This window comes from Streptomyces sp. CB02414, from assembly GCF_001905385.1.
Lineage (GTDB): Bacteria > Actinomycetota > Actinomycetes > Streptomycetales > Streptomycetaceae > Streptomyces.
Genome location: NZ_LIPF01000001.1, coordinates 915,097 through 930,284 on the forward strand (window position 1 = coordinate 915,097; position 15,188 = coordinate 930,284).

Below are 15,188 nucleotides of genomic sequence, written 5' to 3' on the forward strand. Positions count from 1 at the left end.
GCGCCCGGCACGGTGCCGGGCGCCCCCTTGGCCGTTCAGCGGCGCGGTGCGGACTCGGCGAGGCGTGCTCGGGCCGCCGTGTGCAGGGCCGTCAGCACGGTGCCGACGGCCGCGCCCTCCCCGGCGCCCCTGCGCACGGCGGCGACGACGTGCCGGACGGGCCGGTCCGCGTGCAGTTCGCGCATCGCCACGCCCTCGCGCGACACGACCGCCGTGCGCGGGACCAGGGCCACGCCCATGCCCGCCCCGACCATCGCGAGGATCGCCGTCCAGCCGGCCGCCGTGTGGGCCTGGTACGGGCGGAAGCCGGCCGTCTCGCAGGCCGCGTGGGTGATGTCCGACCAGGGGCCGCTGCCGCCGAAGATCCACGGTTCGGCGGCGAGGTCGGCCAGGCGGAGCCCGTCCGTGCGGGCCAGCGGGTGGCCGGCGGGCAGCGCGACGTCCAGCGGGTCCGCGAGCAGCGGGACGCGGGTGAAACGCGGGTCGGCGGCGGTGGGTGCCTGTGCCGCCAGGGACAGGGCCACATCCACGTCCCCGGCCGCCAGCAGCTCGTACGCCTCCTGCGCCTCGGCCTCCCGCACCCGCACCGCCACCCCGGGGTGCGTGGCCCGCAGCGCGGTGACGGCCGGTACGACGAGGGCCGGTACGGCGGTGGAGAAGGCGCCGACCCGGACCTCGCCGGCCTCCCCGTGGACGTAGGCGGCGAGCTCCGCGTCGGCGCGTTCCAGCTGCTCGAAGACGGCCTCGGCGTGCCGCAGCACCAGCCGGGCCGCGTCCGTCAGTTCGACCCGTCTGCCCCGGGCCCGGAGCAGGTCCACGCCGAGCTGCCGGGAGAGGTTGGCCAGCTGCTGGGACACGGCGGACGGTGTCATGTTCAGCACCTCGGCCGTCGCCGTCACCGTGCCCCGCTCCCGCAGCGTGCGCAGGATCTGCAGCTTGCGGATCTCCCAGTCGGCCATGTCGGCAACCTATCCGCGGGGCGCGGCCGCCGTCTCTCCAGCTTCGGACACGGGACCACGCTCGCTCGGCGATTCTTTACCGATGTCAGTACAACCTTTTCACCTGTGATCCATGTCATGGTCACTATTCACCGGTAGTCCGCCTTCGCCCGATTCCGGTTGTAGACGCCTCGTCAAGTCCCGGCTTCGATAGAGATCTTGGGCCGAGGCGCGCCGGTGCACTGTCCCCGGCGCCCCGCCTGTCAGCCGTACAACCGAGGGAGGAAGCACGTTGCCCATGAGACGAATCGGCAGTCGGCGGGCTCGCGGCGCCCTGACCACCGGCGTCGCCCTGGCAGCCGCCGCCGGCCTGCTCACCGCAGCGCCAAACGCGCAGGCGGTCTCCGGTGCGCCCGCGGCCGCGGGGGCCCACGCCTTCACCGCCCGGCTCGTCATCGGCGCGGGCGACACCATGCGCGGCTGCTCCGCCGCGCTGGTGCACCAGCAGTGGCTGCTGACCGCCACGAGCTGCTTCGCCACCACTCCGGGGGCCGAGGTCGAGCCCGGCAAGCCCGCGCTGAAGTCCACGGCGACCGTGGGCGACAAGACCCTCGAGATAGTCGAGGTCGTTCCGCGCGACGACCGGGACGTGGCCATGGTCCGGCTCGCCGAGCCCGTCACCACGGTCCAGCCGGTGAAACTGGCCGCCGACGCCCCCGTGGCGGGTGAGACCCTGCTCGGCGCCGGATTCGGGCGGACCCGCACCGAGTGGGTCCCGAACCAGCCGCACACCGGCGAATTCCGGGTGGACTCCACCACCGCCACCACCGTGGCCCTGACCGGTCAGGACGGCGTCTCCGTCTGCAAGGGGGACACCGGCGGACCGGCCCTGCGCAGCACGGACAGCGGGGTCGAGCTGACGGCCGTTCACAGCCGCTCCTGGCAGGGCGGGTGCCTCGGCCAGACCGGGACCGAGACCCGGACCGGCGCGGTGGACGCCAGGGTCGACGGCCTCGCGGGCTGGGTGACGGACGTCCGCAACCGCGACCGGAGCTACTCGGCCGACATCGACGGCGACGGCAAGGACGACCTGGTCGTCCTCCGCTCAGACGGCTACGTCGTCGTGCACCGCAACCTGGGTGACACCTTCGCCCCCGGCCGGGTCATGTCCGGTGGCTGGGACCTCTTCGTCACCTGGAAGGACCTGGGCCGGCTGTACTTCGCCGACGTCAACGGCGACCGCAAGGCCGACATGATCGTCCACACCAACGACGGCAACATCGAGGTCCGCACCAACCACGGCACCTACTTCGACCACGGCACTCACTGGTCCGGCGGCTGGGATCTGTTCCTGGACGGCTCCGAGCTGGGCCGGCTGTACTTCGCCGACGTCAACGGCGACCGCAAGGCCGACATGATCGTCCACACCAGCGACGGCAACATCGAGGTCCGCACCAACCGCGGCACGTACTGGGACCAGGGCACCCACTGGTCCGGCGGCTGGGACCTCTTCCTGACCTGGCAGGACCTAGGCCGGCTGTACTTCGCCGACGTCAACGGCGACCGCAAGGCCGACATGATCGTCCACACCAGCGACGGCAACATCGCCGTGCGCACCAACCGCGGCACGTACTGGGACCAGGGCACCCACTGGTCCGGTGGCTGGGACCTCTTCATCGACGGCTCCGAGCTCGGGACCCTCAAATTCGGTGACGCCACCGGTGACGGCAAGGCCGACATGTTCGTCCACACCAAGGACGGCAGGGTCGCGGTCCGCACCAACCACGGCACCTATTGGGACAGCGGCAAGGTCATGATCAGGCTCTGACCGGAGCCCGTCCTTCCGACCCCGGCCGTTCGCCGACACAGTCCGTCGGCGAACGGCCGGCTCGTGTCCGACAGACCGGCCGGTGGCCGAGAGGTGGAGGCAGAGGAATGCCAGGAATCAGCCGACGAGGCCTGCTGCGCGGCAGCGTGGTGGCCGGGGCCGTCGCAATCGCGGGGAGCGCGACTTCGGCGGCCGGAGCCGACGCCGCGGGCATCAATCCGTCCGTCGCGGGCGAGGCGGCGCACGTCCGTGCGCTGCGCAAGGCGTTGGACGACGCGGCGGCGGGCGTCGTCGGCCCTCACGGCGTCGACGACAAGGGCCGGATCATCGTCAAGGCCGGATATGCGGGCGTTCCCACCTATACGCTGCTCAACACCTTGGTCATCGGCGGCGGCACGGTCCTGGACGCCACCGGCGCGCGATTCGTCGCCAAGTTCGGCACCGTCATGCGGAAGTACACGCTGGACCGGACGAATCAGCACTCCCCCACTCCCGAGTACACGACGGACAGTCAGGGGGCGTTCAGCGCGCCCGCGGTCAGCGGCGCGAGAGCCGCCACCATGCTGATCAACCATGTTCCCGCCGGCACGAAGGGCTACTCGGCCCCGGGCAACATCATGATCAAGGGCGGCGAATGGGACCCCATCTCCGCGTACGTGTGGAACGACTCCGGACCCGCGCGGGCACGTGCCGACAAGGCTCCGCCGATGAACGTGCTGACCTTCACCCACACCGAGGACGTGGAGGTCGAGGGCGTGACGGTGTGGAACGTCAAGTGGTGGCACGCGGTCGAACTCAACGCCGTGCGCCGGGGCGCGGTCCGGGACTGCTTCTTCAAGGGATGGGTCGAGAATCCGACGTGGGGCCTGTGGCAGGGCGAGGCCGTCCAACTGGACCTGCCTCTCTCCGGCAACACATGGGCCGGAGCCAGCGATGGCACTCCGACGGTGGATGTCCAGGTGCAGCGCAACTACGCGGGTGCCTCCGGGTCCCAGCCGTCCTGGGCGAAACTGGTCGGATCGCACACCGGCGGCGAGAAGGTCGGCCAGGTGCACGCGCGCGTGCTGATCGAGGGCAACGTCGTGGACGACGCCAAGTGGGACGCCATCGGCGCGATGAACACCACCGAGATCGTCGTCCGCGACAACACGATCAACAACAGCGTCGGTGGGGTCTACGTCAGTTCCATGTCGGCCAGGAGGTTCAGCCGACCGCCGGTGCAGGTGGGTGCGAATCCCATCTCCGGGGTCGAGATCGTCGGCAACCAGGTGACGGTGGCGGCGGGCGCCTCGGGGGCCTCGCGCAACGCGGTCCGGGTGAGCGCGGACACGGTCGGGTTCGTCTCGCCGGTCAGCGACGTCGTGGTCACCGGCAACCGGGTCAGCGGCGGAGGCTTCTACTACACCCCGTACGTGACGTTCCGCCCCGGCACCACACCACAGCGCTGAGCAGGTGCCGCAAGCACGACCCGGCGACGGTGGGCGTCCGTCCGGCCGCTACGTGCGCGACCCCGCACCCAGGACGACCCCGCCGAGGATCAGTGCCATGCAGCCGGCCTGCGCCCAGCCGGTCGGTTCGGCGAGCAGCGCCCAGGACAGCAGGGCGACGCACACCGGCTGGAGGTAGTAGACGATTCCGGCGCGGGTCGGGCCGATGAGGGAGATCGCCTTGTTCCAGGCGAAGAAGGCGAGGGCGGAGGAGGCGATGCCGACGTAGAGGAGGGGCAGGACGGTGCCGGGCGCCGGGGAGAAGCCGCCCTGGACGGCGACACTGGCCACGTGGGCGGGCAGCAGCATGAGGGTGCCGAAGAGGAAGGTCGTGAACAGGAAGCCGGCTCCGTCCAGACCGTCCGGCCTGCGGCGCAGCAGCGCGCTGTACGACCCGAAGCAGCAGGCGGCGGCGATCATCCACAGGTCGCCGGCCGAGAACGAGGTCCCGCCGCCGACCAGCAGCAGCACGCCCGCGCAGGCGATGAGCAGCCCGGCGACCCGGCGCGGGCCGAGCCGTACGCCGCCCGCGCGGTCCCAGAGCGCCATCAGCACCGGGGACGCGGCCATGATCATGCCCATGTTGGCGGCGGGTGTGGTGACTCCGGCCTGGTTGACGAGGGTGTTGTAGACGGTGACGCCGAGCAGGGAGGCGAGGAGGACGAAGCCGAGGTGGCGCCGGATCAGCGCGCGCTGCCGCCAGGCCCGCCGGGCGCCGAAGGGGGCGACGACCGCGAGGGCCACCACCCAGCGCCAGAAGGCGTGCTGGACGGGCGGGACGCTGTCGCCGAGGGCCCGGGAGGTGACGAAGCTGCCGGACCAGACGAGGGTGGCGAGGAGGGCGAGCCCGATGCCGAGGGCGACGGGGGCCGCCGGGCCCGGCCGGGCGGTGGCGGAAGGCGCCACGGTACTGGTCCGGCGTTCGGCTACGGCCACGGAGTTCCTTTTCACTGGTCGGCGAGGGCGGTGGCTCTACCGTCGCAGCGTCGTACCCGTCAGGTCCATCGAATCTTTTCGACCGTTCTTTGCAGGAGAACTGAAAGGTCGGGGGCTGAAAGGTCGGGGGCGCGCCGTGGTCCCGTCCCGCTTCGTGAGCTGTCCCGCGACCGTCGCCCCGAACGCCAGCGCCATGCCCGCCAACTGCACCGGCGTCAGCGCCTCGCCGAGCGCCGCCCAGCCGACGACGGCGGCGGTCAGCGGCGAGAGCGGGCCGAGGAAGGTGACCTGGGTGGCGGAGAGCCTGCCCATGCCGCGGAACCAGAGCCAGTACGCCACCGCGGTGTTGGCCAGCGCCAGGTAGAGGTAGCCGCCGACCGCCGGACCGTCCAGGGCGGGCGGGGCACCCTCGACCAGGAGGGCGAGCGGGGCGATGAGCAGGCCGCCCGCGGTGAGCTGCCATCCGGTCAGGGCGAGGGGGCCGACGCCGTCGGGGCGTCCCCAGCGCTTGGTGAGCACGGTGCCGGTGGACATGGAGGCGGTGGAAGCGAGGGCGGCCAGCGCGCCGAGCGGGTCCAGCGCCCCGGCCGCCTTCAGCACCACGAGGCTCACGCCGAACGCCGCCACCACGCCGGCGAGCACGGAGCGGGTGGTGGGCCGCTGCCCGAGCAGCAGCGCGGAGAGTCCGAGGACGAAGAGCGGGCCGACGGAGCTGACGACGGCGGCCATGCCGCCGGGAAGGCGGTAGGCGGAGAGGAAGAGGAGCGGGAAGAAGGCCCCGATGTTCAGCGCGCCCAGCACCGCCGCCTTCCACCACCAGGCGCCGCGCGGCAGCACCCGGGCGAGGGCGAGCAGCAGCAGACCGGCGGGCAGCGCGCGCATCAGCCCGGTGAACAGAGGCCGGTCCGGCGGCAGGAACTCGGTGGTGACGGCGTAGGTGGTGCCCCAGGAGACGGGGGCGAGGGCGGTCAGGGCGATGAGGGCTGGACGGTTCGCGGCCACGGAGGCCCCCTTCAAGTAGGTCGGCAATAAGTAGCTTACTCCTAAGCTACTTATTGACAAGCCACTTTCTTGCGGCCGAACTGACGGCCGTCGATACTCGTCCCATGAGTGAGCGCCCCGAGCAGCACAAGGACCCGGTCGACGCGATCATCGGCCAGTGGGCGGTGGTCCGGCCCGACCTCGACACCACCGCGATGGAGGTCTTCGGGCGCGTCAACCGGCTGTCACGCGCGATCGGCGAGCGGATGGACAGGGCCTACGCCGGGTTCGGCATCGCCCGCGGTGAGTTCGACGTCCTGGCGACGCTGCGCCGCTCCGGCGAGCCGTACGCGCTCTCGCCCCGGCAGCTCTCGGCGACGCTGATGCTCACCACGGGCGGCATGACGGGCCGGCTCGACAAACTGGAACGGGCCGGTCTGCTGCGCCGCTCCCCCGACCCGCACGACCGCCGGGGCCTCAGGGTCACGCTCACCGACAAGGGGCGGGAACTCGTCGACGAGGCGGTCGGCGCGGGTCTCGCCGTGCAGACGGAGGCCCTGTCCGCCGCCCTCGACGCCGGGCGGGCCGGACAGCTGGCCGACCTGCTGCGGGACCTGCTGTCGGCGACCGAGGGGTAGAGGGCATGCGGAAGGCGCCGGCCCCGCCCGCGCGGCTGCTTGCCGTGTGCGGGAGGACCGGCGCCCTCGGTACAGCTGAGGTGGGCCGTCAGGCCTTGGCGTCGGCCTTGGGCCGGGTCTTGATGTTGCGGGAGGTGACCCGGTGCTCCTCCTTGGACCTGTCCAGGACCATGACCAGGCCCGCGATGACCACGAACAGCGCGATCGGGGCCACGACGTAGAGGCCCAGCGTCTCGACGACGCTCAGGCCCGGGCCGGGGTCGTCGCCGTCGTCGCGGGTCAGCGCGAGCGCGGGGGACGACATGAGCAGCATCATCAGCGTCGTACCGGCTGCCAGGGCGCCGGCGCGCAGGGCGTTCTTCTTGTCCACGGTGCAAAGTTAGCGAACGGCCGTCAGGGGCGCGCGCCCGGGGTGCCGTACGGGGACCGGGCACCGCTCTCCCCGTGGTCGGCGCGCTCCCGTACGACGTCGATCAGGGCGTGCAGCCGCGGAGAGGCGGCCAGGTCCTCCAGGGTCACGGGGCGTCCCTCGGCGTCGGCGATCGGCAGGCGCCAGTTCGGGTACTGGTCCCAGGTGCCGGGCAGGTTCTGCGGGCGGCGGTCGCCGACGGCGTCCGGGAGCCAGACGCCGGCCATGCGGGCGGGGGTGCGCAGCAGGAAGCGGTGGACGGCCTGGATGCCCGCCTCCTCGGAGGGCGTTCCGGTGTCCCCTGCGGTGCCGTGGAGCAGGCCGAGCCGGGCCAGCGCGTCCAGCCACTCGGCCGTGTCCGCCGACGCCTCGGCCCGTTCCTCCTCCAGCGGGCGGGTGAGCAGGCCGAGCCGGTCGCGGAGTTCGACGTGTTCGCCGGTGAGGCGGGCGGCGGTGGAGGGCAGGTCGTGGGTGGTGGCGGTGGCCAGGCAGTCGGCACGCCACCGGTCGGGGGGCAGGGGGCGGCCGTCGCCCTCCCAGTCCCGCTCGAACCACAGCACCGAGGTGCCGAGCACGCCGCGTTCGCGCAGCGCCTCCCGCACGCCGGGCTCGACGGTGCCCAGGTCCTCGCCGATCACCACGGCACCGGCGCGGGACGCCTCCAGGACAAGGACGGCGAGCATGGCCTCGGCGTCGTAGCGGACGTAGGTGCCCTCGGTGGGCGGGTGGCCCTCGGGGACCCACCAGAGCCGGAACAGGCCCATGACGTGGTCGATGCGCAGGGCACCCGCGTAGCGGAACAGGCCGCGCAGCAGGCCGCGGAAGGGCGCGTAGCCGGACGCGGCGAGGCGGTCGGGGCGCCAGGGCGGCAGGCCCCAGTCCTGGCCGCGGGCGTTGAAGGCGTCGGGCGGGGCGCCCACCGACATACCGGCGGCGAAGCACTCCTGCTGGGCCCAGGAGTCGGCGCCGCGCGGGTGTACGCCCACGGCGAGGTCGTGGACGATCCCGACCGGCATGCCGGCCTCGCGGGCGCTGTGCTGGGCGGCCCTGAGCTGGGTGTCGGTGAGCCAGGCGAGGCGGGAGTGGAAGTCGACGCGGTCCATCAGGGCGGTGCGGGCGCGGTCGGTGTCGGCCGAGCGGGGGTCGCGCAGGCCCTCGGGCCAGCGGTGCCAGTCGGGGCCGTGGACCTCGGCGAGCGCGCACCAGGTGGCGTGGTCCTCCAGGGCGGTGCCCTGTTCGGCGAGGTAGTCGCAGTAGGCGGCCCGGCGGCCGGGGCCGAGGGGCACCTCGCGGAGCACTTCCAGCGCCTCGCGCTTGAGCTCCCACACGGCGTCCCGGTCGATGAGGGCGTCGTTCTCCAGCACGGCCCCGCGCAGCCGCGCCGCCCGCTCCCGCAGCGTCCGGGTGCGCTCGGGGTCGGCGACGTGCGCGAACTCGGGCACGTCCTCGATCCGCAGGTGTACGGGGTCGGGGAAGCGGCGCGAGGAGGGGCGGTACGGGGAGGGGTCGGTGGGCGCGCCGGGTACGGCGGCGTGCAGCGGGTTGACCTGCACGAAACCGGCGCCGAGGGCGCGTCCGGCCCAGGCGGCGAGTTCGCCGAGGTCGCCGAGGTCGCCCATGCCCCAGGAACGGCGGGAGAGGAGGGAGTAGAGCTGCACGAGGAGGCCGTAGGAGCGGGTGGCGGGGGCGGGCAGCCGGGCGGGCGCGACGATCAGGTGGGCGCGGGCACTGCGGCCGTCGGGGGCGGTGGCGGTCAGGCGGTGGACGCCGGGCGGGAGACCGGCGAGGACACCGCTCGCGGCGCCGTTGTCGGGCGAGGGGCGCACGACGCCGTCACGGATCGAAGTGCCCGGAACGCCGTCAGCGGCCCGGCGGGCCGCCTCGCCCCCAGCCGGAAGGTCCGGGCCACCGTCACCGGCCGCCCCGTCACCGGCCGGGAGGCCCACCGTGCCGTCGCGCCGCTCGCCCTGCTCGGTGTCGACACGCAGCCGGGTTCCCTCGGGCAGGGCGGCGAGGGCGGTCGGCGCGGGGGCGTCGTGCCAGGCGACCACGGTGGGCGGCAGCAGGCGTTCGCGCAGCTCGGTGTCGCGGGCGGCGAGCGCGGCACGCACGGCCTGCGGGGTGCTCGTGTCCACGCCGAGGGCGGCCAGGGCCGAGGTGACGGCGGTGGCCGAGGCCGCGACGGTGCGGTCCGGTGACGGGCGGTAGGAGGTGGCGACGCCGTGCAGGGCGGCGAGCCGGGTCAGATCCTCGGGAAGGTCCTCGGTGGGGGGCTCGGCCGGCCGGGCTGCTGGCATCTACGACCTCTATGACCTCGTGGGTTCCGGGACGGCGAAGGAGGGGCCGCCCTGCTCCGGCACGTCGGCCGTGAGTTCGGGCGAGGACTCGCTGGTCAGCGGTACGGCGTCGGCGAACGGCGACTCACTGGTGAGGGGCTCGGCGTCGGGCAGCGGCGGTTCGCTGGTGAGCGGGGTCTCGGCGCAGCTCCCGGTGGCGCCGAAGACGCAGTAGTGCGGGGTGTCGGAGGCGGCGGAGGGCTCCGCCCAGGGAGTGGACGGCTCCGCCACGGGTTTGGACGGGGCGGGGAGCAGCAGGGGTGCCAGTGCAGCCACGGGGGCCTCCTTGTTTCGCGCACGCTCGGCGGGTTACGGCAGCCCTACCCAGTCCGCGCGAGGACAGACGTCCCGACACCGACAACGTGACCCTGGTCACATGCTTCCCCCGCAAAATCTCTCAGAATCCGGGCAGCACAGTCACTTAACCCGTTCAGAGGCGACGCGGAGCGAAAAAACTTTCGTCAGCTATTCACTCAGTACATGTACTCGACGAATACTGATCCCCCATGAGCACCCGGCACATCCTCCTGGGGCTGCTCGCCTCGGGGCCGAGCCACGGCTACGACCTGAAGCGGCGCCACGACGAACGCTTCCCTCAGGCCCGGCCGCTGGCCTACGGGCAGGTCTATACGACCCTCCAGCGCCTGGTCCGGGACGGACTCGCGGAGGTGGACGGCACCGCGTCGGACGGCGGCCCCGAGCGGACCGCGTACCGCACGACCGAGGAGGGCGCGCGGGAACTGGCGCGCTGGGCGGGCGAGATCGCCCCGCCCGCCCCCTTCGTGACGAACGAGATCTTCGCCAAGGTCGTCGTCTCGATCCTCACCGGCGCCGACGCGGGCGCCTGTCTGCTGGCCCAGCGCACCGCCCACATGGACCGGATGCGGGAGCTCACGGCGGTGAAGACGGCTCCCGGCACGGACCTGACCACCGTCCTCTCGGCCGACTACGCCCTCAACCACCTCGACGCCGACCTCCGTTGGATGGCCACCACGGCGGCCCGGCTCACCCACCTGACCACGGAGGTCCGCACAGCATGACGAACGGGGACACGACCGGGAACGCGACGGGGCCGCTGCTCGCGGCACGCGACCTGGCGAAGGCACCCGTGGGGTAGCGTGCTCACGGTTTTCAGAGGACGTGGGGACCAGGGGCCGGGGTGGTCGTGAGGTACGGAAACAACCGCGTGCCACCGGCGCCGCACCGGCTCCTCCAGGCGCTCGACCGCTTCAACGCCGCCCGCCCCTGGGACCACAACGCCCACTACCACCGGTGGATCCTGCGCCGGCTCCCCCGCCGGTTCGGCAGCGCGCTGGACGTCGGCTCCGGCACCGGCGACCTGGCCCGGCTCCTCGCCGCCCGGGCCGACGAGGTCCGGGGCGTCGACTCCGACCCGGCGATCACCTCGCGGGCGCGCCTGCTGACCCCCGAGGCGACAACCGCGTCCTTCACGGTCTCGAACGCCCCGGCGGGGCTCCCCGCCGGCCCCTACGACGTCATCACCTGCGTCGCCACCCTCCACCACCTGCCGTTCACCGAGGCCCTCGCCGCCTTCCGTCGGCACCTGGCTCCCGGCGGCACCCTGGTGGTCGTCGGCCTCTACCGGCCGCGGACCGCCACGGACCACCTGCTCGGCGCGGCGGCCGTCCCCCTGAACGCCGCCACCGGCTGGCTCAAGAACGGGGGCAGGAGCGCCGCCCCGCCCCCCTCGATGTCCGCCCGGACCCGACCGGCCGACATGCCCTTCTCCGACATCCGCCGACAGGCCCGCGCGGTGCTGCCCGGCGCACGCCTGCGCCGCCGCCTCTTCTGGCGCTACACCCTCACGTGGCGGCACCCCAGGTCAGGGCCCGTCCAACAAGCCGAACTCCCCTACAGTGACGGTGTGGACCCCTGCGGCTCCGGAGGAGCCCTGTGACCCTGACCGCCGGTCGGCCCCACATGCTCGTCACCGGTCAGGGGCGCCCCAGCGGCAGGACACCGCCCGACGGCAACACCGCCCGCGCCCTGCAGTGGCTCACACGGGCCTGTGTGCGCGAGCGCTCCGAGCTGTGGCTGAACTCCCGGCAGGGCTTGGCCGTCGGCGCCCGCCGAGAGCGCCGCGCCCGCCCGGACGGCACCCTCGCCCCGTCGTAGGCCTTCGTCGGGATCACCCTCGACACCGAGCCGCTGAAGAACTGGGTGCGCTGACCCGTCCCGTCCCCGGCGGCCCGGCGTACGAGGAGGCCCGGACCGTCAGGCGGAAATGCCGTCGATCCGGGCCATGGCGTCCTCCGCGCCGTACGGTTGCAAGTACGGCAGCCAGCGCGGGTCCCGGTGCCCCGTGCCGATGATGCGCCAGGCCAGTCCGGTGGGCGGGGCGGGCTTGTGGCGCAGGCGCCAGCCGATCTCGCCGAGGTGGCGGTCGGCCTTGACGTGGTTGCAGCGGCGGCAGGAGGCCACCACGTTGTCCCACGCGTGCAGGCCACCGCGGCTGCGCGGGATGACGTGGTCGACGCTGGTGGCGACGGCGCCGCAGTACATGCAGCGGCCCCCGTCCCGGGCGAAGAGCGCCCGGCGGGTGAGCGGGACGGGCCCCCGGTAGGGCACCCGCACGAACCGCTTGAGCCGGACCACGCTGGGTGCGGGCACGGTGACGGTCGCGCTGTGCAGGTAGGCGCCGGACTCCTCGAGGCACACGGCCTTGTTCTCCAGGACGAGGACGAGCGCGCGGCGGAGCGGTACGACGCCGAGTGGCTCGTACGACGCGTTGAGGACCAGGACATGCGGCACGGGTGCCTCCTTGGGCGTCGGCGGCGCGTGGCTCGCGCCGGGACGATCTGCAGTCAGTCTCCCCTCATGGCTGGTGGAAGCGCCACCATGTCCCGGTAACGGGCTGGGAGTGTTTTCGACCACACGGGATGCATCCCCAGGACCGTGACCAGTTCAAGCGCGGGTGAGCGTGGTCTCGCCCGCGAACTTCGCGCCGTTCCGCACGTGGTGCCCCGTTAGTGTGGTGATTCCGTCCGTCCGGTGACCGTTCCGTGACCTTGATGCGACCCCCGCCGGGGGCGGGCGGCACCGTACCTGGAGGTATCCGTCGTGCCCCTGTCCGCCGCCGTCCCACTGGCCGCCGGTCCATCGCCGTCGCCGTCGCCCTCGGAGTCGTCGACACCGGCGGTGCCGTCGTTCCAGGACGCCCAGGAGAGCGCGTCGAACGCCGCCGGCTGGGTCGAGGAGAACTGGTCGACGTGGCTCGCGATCGGGCTGCGGGTGCTGCTGGTCGTGGTGATCGCGGTGGTGCTGCGCGCGGTGGTGCGGCGGGCGATCACCAAGCTGATAGAGCGGATGAACCGGCGGGCCGGGACGGGTGCCAGTACCGCGCTGAGCGGGCTGCTGGTCAACGCCGAGCGGCGGCGCCAGCGCTCCGAGGCCATCGGGTCCGTGCTGCGCTCGGTGGCCAGCTTCCTCATCCTCGGCACCGCGGCCCTGATGGTGCTGGGCACCTTCCAGATCAACCTGGCCCCGCTGCTGGCTTCCGCCGGTGTCGCGGGCGTCGCGATCGGCTTCGGCGCCCGCAACCTGGTCACCGACTTCCTCTCCGGCGTCTTCATGATCCTGGAGGACCAGTACGGCGTCGGTGACAGCATCGACGCGGGCGTGGCCTCCGGCGAGGTCATCGAGGTCGGGCTGCGGGTGACCAAGCTGCGCGGCGACAACGGCGAGATCTGGTACGTCCGCAACGGCGAGGTCAAGCGGATCGGCAACCTCTCCCAGGGCTGGTCGACGGCGGGCGTGGACGTGACCGTCCGCTCCGACGAGGACCTGGAGAAGGTGAAGGAGACCATCGCCGCGGTCGGCGGGCGGATGAGCAAGGAGGAACCCTGGAACGAGATGCTCTGGGGCCCGGTCGAGGTGCTCGGCCTGGACTCCGTCCTGCTGGACTCCATGGTGGTGCGGGTCTCCGCGAAGACCATGCCCGGCAAGTCCCTCACCGTCGAGCGCGAGCTGCGCTGGCGGGTCAAGCGGGCCTTCGACGCGGCCGGCATCCCGATCGTCGGCGGTCCGGAGGTGCCGGGGCAGCAGGCCGCGGCGCCCGATCCGACCGCGGGCATGGCGGCCCCCTCGGCCTATTCGAGCACCGTGTCCCCGCAGTCCATCGCGGCCTCCCCGATCCCGCCGCCGAGCACCACCAAGTAGCGGCACCACCCGCGCCCGACCCGCCCCCGAGGTGACGACCACGTCGCCCGGGGGCGGTCTCTTGACGGCTCCCGTACGGCGGGCCTACGTTTCTCCACCAACAGGAAACTTTCCTAACAGTAGCCCTCGACGGGGTGCGGCCGGTGGACTTGGCGGCCTCGCACTGAAAAGCTGAGCGGCCGAGAGGCAGGTGTGGACACGCAATGGCAGCAACCGCCGGCACGCCGGGCACCCCGCGCGTCCTGCGCGCCATGAACGACCGGGCCGCGCTCGACCTCCTGCTGGAGCACGGGCCGCTGTCCCGCACCCGGATCGGCAAGCTCACCGGCCTGTCCAAGCCGACCGCCTCGCAGCTGCTGGCCCGTCTGGAGGCGGCGGGGCTGGTGCTGGCCGGCGGTACGACCGAGGGGCGTCCCGGTCCCGGCGCCCAGCTCTACGAGGTGAACCCGGCCGCCGCGTACGCCGCCGGACTCGACGTCACCCCGGACCGCCTGCTCGCGGCGGTCGCCGACGTCACCGGGCGCACGGTCGGCCGGTACGAACTGCCCACCCCGGGCCGCCGCCCCGCCACCCCGGTCGTCCAGCAGGTCACCGACGCCCTCGACGGCGCCGTGAAGGCGGCCGGACTCGCCCGGGACGCCGTCCACCGCCTGGTCATCGGCACCCCGGGCGCCTTCGACCCGGGCACGGGACGGCTGCGCTACGCCTCCCACCTGCCCGGCTGGCACTCCCCCGCCCTCCTCGGCGAACTCGCCGCCGCGCTGCCGATGCCGGTCGAGTACGAGAACGACGTGAATCTCGCGGCCGTGGCGGAGCAGCGACTCGGTGCCGCCCGGGGGCACGGCGACTTCGTCCTGCTGTGGAACCAGGAGGGGCTGGGCGCCGCCCTGGTCCTCGGCGGCCGGCTGCACCGCGGCTGGACCGGCGGCGCCGGCGAGGTCGGGTTCCTGCCCGTGCCCGGCGCTCCGCTGGTCCGCAAGGTCAGCCGCACGGGCAGCGGCGGTTTCCAGGAGCTGGCCGGCGCGCAGGCCCTGCCGAAGCTGGCCCGCGAGCTGGGCGTCGAGCCGGTGCCGACCGGGCCGTACACCGAGTCGGCCGCCGCCCTCCTCACCGAGGCCGCCGAGCACCGAGACGACGGCCCCCACCACCGCCTGCTCCAGACCTACGCCACCCGCCTCGCGACCGGCCTCGCCTCCCTCGTCTCCGTCCTCGACCCCGAGCTGGTGGTGCTCAGCGGCACGGCGCTCACCGCGGGCGGCGAGCCGCTGCGCGCCCTGCTCCAGGACGAGCTGGAGGAACTGGCCGCGTCCCGGCCCCGCCTCGTCCTCGGCGGCGTGAGCGCCGACCCCGTACTGCGCGGCGCACTGGAGAGCGCGCTCGCGACCACCCGCGACGAGGTCTTCGACACCTCGCGCTGACTCCGCACCGCACGGCCCCGTACCGCCCGTCCCTCGCC

At 73.3% G+C, this 15,188-nt stretch carries 15 protein-coding genes; 8 read left to right on the plus strand and 7 right to left on the minus strand.

What is annotated here, in order from left to right:
• Nucleotides 1–35 precede the first annotated feature (35 nt).
• On the minus strand, nt 36–959 hold the full coding sequence (locus tag AMK11_RS04145) for a LysR family transcriptional regulator (RefSeq protein WP_073723095.1): 924 nt from the start codon (nt 957–959) through the stop codon (nt 36–38).
• Nucleotides 960–1,236: 277 nt separating this feature from the next.
• Between AMK11_RS04145 and AMK11_RS04150 the strand changes: the two genes are divergently transcribed.
• Both AMK11_RS04150 and AMK11_RS04155 read left to right on the plus strand, forming a co-directional pair.
• Nucleotides 1,237–2,766, plus strand: a complete 1,530-nt coding sequence (locus tag AMK11_RS04150) for an FG-GAP-like repeat-containing protein (RefSeq protein WP_073723097.1) — start codon at nt 1,237–1,239, stop codon at nt 2,764–2,766.
• Between the two features lie 107 nt (nt 2,767–2,873).
• A complete protein-coding gene (locus AMK11_RS04155; protein WP_143194562.1) occupies nt 2,874–4,214 on the plus strand; it encodes a hypothetical protein in 1,341 nt (446 codons plus the stop codon).
• Between the two features lie 48 nt (nt 4,215–4,262).
• Here AMK11_RS04155 and AMK11_RS04160 read toward each other — a convergent pair whose 3' ends face one another.
• Entirely contained in the window at nt 4,263–5,189 is a 927-nt protein-coding gene (locus AMK11_RS04160; RefSeq protein ID WP_073723101.1) for a DMT family transporter, read from the minus strand.
• A 36-nt stretch (nt 5,190–5,225) separates the two neighbouring features.
• Nucleotides 5,226–6,191, minus strand: coding sequence for an EamA family transporter (locus tag AMK11_RS04165; RefSeq protein ID WP_073723944.1), 966 nt, complete (start codon nt 6,189–6,191; stop codon nt 5,226–5,228).
• Between the two features lie 104 nt (nt 6,192–6,295).
• Here AMK11_RS04165 and AMK11_RS04170 point away from each other — a divergent pair, with 104 nt between their 5' ends.
• Complete coding sequence (locus AMK11_RS04170) at nt 6,296–6,808, plus strand: MarR family winged helix-turn-helix transcriptional regulator (protein WP_073723103.1); 513 nt, start codon at nt 6,296–6,298, stop codon at nt 6,806–6,808.
• An 88-nt stretch (nt 6,809–6,896) separates the two neighbouring features.
• Here the strand turns inward: AMK11_RS04170 and AMK11_RS04175 are convergent, their stop codons facing one another.
• From AMK11_RS04175 to AMK11_RS04185, 3 genes are read right to left on the minus strand one after another with little or no spacing between them, the layout of a single operon-like run.
• Nucleotides 6,897–7,178: a hypothetical protein gene (locus AMK11_RS04175; RefSeq protein ID WP_073723105.1), complete on the minus strand. Its 282-nt coding sequence runs from the start codon at nt 7,176–7,178 to the stop codon at nt 6,897–6,899.
• A 23-nt stretch (nt 7,179–7,201) separates the two neighbouring features.
• Entirely contained in the window at nt 7,202–9,514 is a 2,313-nt protein-coding gene (gene malQ / locus AMK11_RS04180) for a 4-alpha-glucanotransferase (RefSeq protein ID WP_073723107.1), read from the minus strand.
• 9 nt (nt 9,515–9,523) lie between these two features.
• Complete coding sequence (locus tag AMK11_RS04185) at nt 9,524–9,829, minus strand: hypothetical protein (protein WP_043372889.1); 306 nt, start codon at nt 9,827–9,829, stop codon at nt 9,524–9,526.
• A 230-nt stretch (nt 9,830–10,059) separates the two neighbouring features.
• Between AMK11_RS04185 and AMK11_RS04190 the strand changes: the two genes are divergently transcribed.
• From AMK11_RS04190 to AMK11_RS04200, 3 genes are all read left to right on the plus strand, one after another.
• Nucleotides 10,060–10,593: a PadR family transcriptional regulator gene (locus tag AMK11_RS04190; protein ID WP_073723108.1), complete on the plus strand. Its 534-nt coding sequence runs from the start codon at nt 10,060–10,062 to the stop codon at nt 10,591–10,593.
• A gap of 146 nt (nt 10,594–10,739) precedes the next feature.
• The gene (locus tag AMK11_RS04195) at nt 10,740–11,471 is read left to right on the plus strand and encodes a class I SAM-dependent methyltransferase (RefSeq protein WP_079187264.1); all 732 of its coding nucleotides are present in this window, start codon (nt 10,740–10,742) and stop codon (nt 11,469–11,471) included.
• Entirely contained in the window at nt 11,468–11,689 is a 222-nt protein-coding gene (locus tag AMK11_RS04200; protein ID WP_073723110.1) for a hypothetical protein, read from the plus strand. The genes AMK11_RS04195 and AMK11_RS04200 overlap by 4 nt, the downstream gene beginning before the upstream one ends.
• A 99-nt stretch (nt 11,690–11,788) precedes the next feature.
• Here the strand turns inward: AMK11_RS04200 and AMK11_RS04205 are convergent, their stop codons facing one another.
• Nucleotides 11,789–12,325, minus strand: coding sequence for an HNH endonuclease (locus tag AMK11_RS04205; protein ID WP_019325428.1), 537 nt, complete (start codon nt 12,323–12,325; stop codon nt 11,789–11,791).
• 309 nt (nt 12,326–12,634) lie between these two features.
• Between AMK11_RS04205 and AMK11_RS04210 the strand changes: the two genes are divergently transcribed.
• On the plus strand, nt 12,635–13,732 hold the full coding sequence (locus AMK11_RS04210; protein WP_107429637.1) for a mechanosensitive ion channel family protein: 1,098 nt from the start codon (nt 12,635–12,637) through the stop codon (nt 13,730–13,732).
• A 203-nt stretch (nt 13,733–13,935) separates the two neighbouring features.
• Nucleotides 13,936–15,150 (plus strand): ROK family transcriptional regulator, encoded by a 1,215-nt coding sequence (locus AMK11_RS04215; RefSeq protein WP_073723112.1) that lies wholly within the window; start codon nt 13,936–13,938, stop codon nt 15,148–15,150.
• The last annotated feature ends 38 nt before the right edge of the window (nt 15,151–15,188 follow it).

Coding starts and splice junctions, on each gene's coding strand:
- AMK11_RS04145 (WP_073723095.1), bottom strand. CDS start 959: ATGGCCGACTGGGAGATCCGCAAGCTGCAGATCCTGCGCACGCTGCGG.
- AMK11_RS04150 (WP_073723097.1), top strand. CDS start 1,237: ATGAGACGAATCGGCAGTCGGCGGGCTCGCGGCGCCCTGACCACCGGC.
- AMK11_RS04155 (WP_143194562.1), top strand. CDS start 2,874: ATGCCAGGAATCAGCCGACGAGGCCTGCTGCGCGGCAGCGTGGTGGCC.
- AMK11_RS04170 (WP_073723103.1), top strand. CDS start 6,296: ATGAGTGAGCGCCCCGAGCAGCACAAGGACCCGGTCGACGCGATCATC.
- malQ (WP_073723107.1), bottom strand. CDS start 9,514: ATGCCAGCAGCCCGGCCGGCCGAGCCCCCCACCGAGGACCTTCCCGAG.
- AMK11_RS04190 (WP_073723108.1), top strand. CDS start 10,060: ATGAGCACCCGGCACATCCTCCTGGGGCTGCTCGCCTCGGGGCCGAGC.
- AMK11_RS04215 (WP_073723112.1), top strand. CDS start 13,936: ATGGCAGCAACCGCCGGCACGCCGGGCACCCCGCGCGTCCTGCGCGCC.